This window comes from Vibrio sp. Vb1554, from assembly GCF_033344235.1.
Genome location: NZ_JAWPOJ010000143.1, coordinates 1 through 1576, shown reverse-complemented (window position 1 = coordinate 1576; position 1576 = coordinate 1). Strand labels below are relative to the sequence as shown.

At 47.8% G+C, this 1576-nt stretch carries 1 protein-coding gene; it reads left to right on the top strand.

The window, feature by feature from the left end; translation table 11 throughout:
- Positions 1-111 precede the first annotated feature (111 nt).
- Entirely contained in the window at positions 112-1455 is a 1344-nt protein-coding gene (gene pmbA, locus R8N28_RS24400; protein WP_023624214.1) for a metalloprotease PmbA, read from the top strand.
- Positions 1456-1576 lie beyond the last annotated feature (121 nt).

The window sequence follows — 1576 nt, the reverse complement described above, 5'->3', positions numbered from 1 at the left end:
TTTCAGTTGCCTGTGTTTTGATTAATATTATGACTATTTTAACAAGAATCATGGGGAGAAAGCGAAATTCTTGTTATTCTATTGCGTATTGAATACAAGATGTGAAAGACAATGGATATTAAACAGCAGGTTGCTGAGCAACGTACCGAGCTAGAGCAAGCCGTGGCACGAGCATTGGAGCTCGCGTCGGCGAAGTCGGATGCAGCAGAAGTCGCAATTACTAAAAGCACAGGTTTGAGTGTTTCCACTCGAATGGGTGATGTAGAAAATGTCGAGTTCAACAGTGATGGTGCGCTTGGCATTACCGTTTACCGAGGCCAACGTAAGGGCAGCGCTTCCACATCTGATTTGAGTGAAGCGGCGATTGAACAGACAGTGAATGCCGCGCTTGATATCGCTCATTACACATCTGAAGACCCATTCGCAGGCCCAGCGCCGAAAGAATTTATGGTGAAAGAGGTGCCAGATCTTGACCTTTTCCACCCAGACTCTCCAGACCCAGACTACGCAGCACAAATGGCGATTGCCGCTGAGAAAGAAGCGCTAAGCTACAGCGATGCAATCAAGCAAAGTGACGGTGCAAGCTACGATAGTCACTACGGCGTCAAAGTCTACGGAAATAGCCATGGTTTGTTAGCAAGCTACGCGTCTAGCCGCCACAGCACAAGCTGCTGCGTTATTGGCGTGGGCAAAAATGGCGAAATGGAACGTGACTACAGCTATACCGTTGCCCGCCATCGTGATGATTTGTGGACGCCAGAAACCGTCGGCCGCAAAGCGGCGGAAAATACTGTAAGCCGACTGGATGCTCAACGATTGAAAACGGGCCAATACCCAATTATGTTTGCGGCAGATGTGGCAACTGGCTTGATTGGTCACCTAGTGATGGCGATCAGCGGTGGCAACCTGTACCGCAAATCTTCTTTCTTACTGGATCACTTGGGTAAACAAGTCTTGCCTGAATGGTTCAATATTTCAGAACGTCCGCATGTATTGCGCGGTTTGGCTTCCAGCCCATTCGATAGCGAAGGCGTTTATACGCAAGATCGTGAAATCATTACCGATGGTGTGTTGGCGACCTATCTACTGACCAGTTATGCCGCTCGCAAGATGAAGATGGATCCAACTGGTCACGCTGGTGGTATTCACAACTGGTACGTGAAGTCGACAGGCCAAAACTTTGAGCAAATGCTGAAGGAATTAGGCACAGGCCTTTTGGTAACAGAAGTGATGGGCCAAGGTGTGAACGTGGTAACGGGTGATTACTCTCGCGGTGCGGCAGGCTTCTGGGTTGAGAACGGTGAAATCCAATACCCAGTCTCTGAAATTACCATCGCCGGTAATCTAAAAGACATGTTCACGAAGATAGTAGCAGTTGGTAGTGATATTGAAACACGCTCACAAATCCAAACCGGTTCTATCTTGCTCGACACAATGAAAGTCGCAGGTGAATAACTGTTACTAGCACGTAAATACCAAAAAGCCTGATGTGTTCATCAGGCTTTTTTAATGCTCATTGTTGGTTACTGGCTTAGATCAGCAAGGTTGCGAGACCGAGGAAAACAGACAGATCGGA

Bases quoted from the DNA above. Each gene is read 5' to 3' on its own strand.
- pmbA (WP_023624214.1), top strand. From the start codon at position 112: ATGGATATTAAACAGCAGGTTGCTGAGCAACGTACCGAGCTAGAGCAA.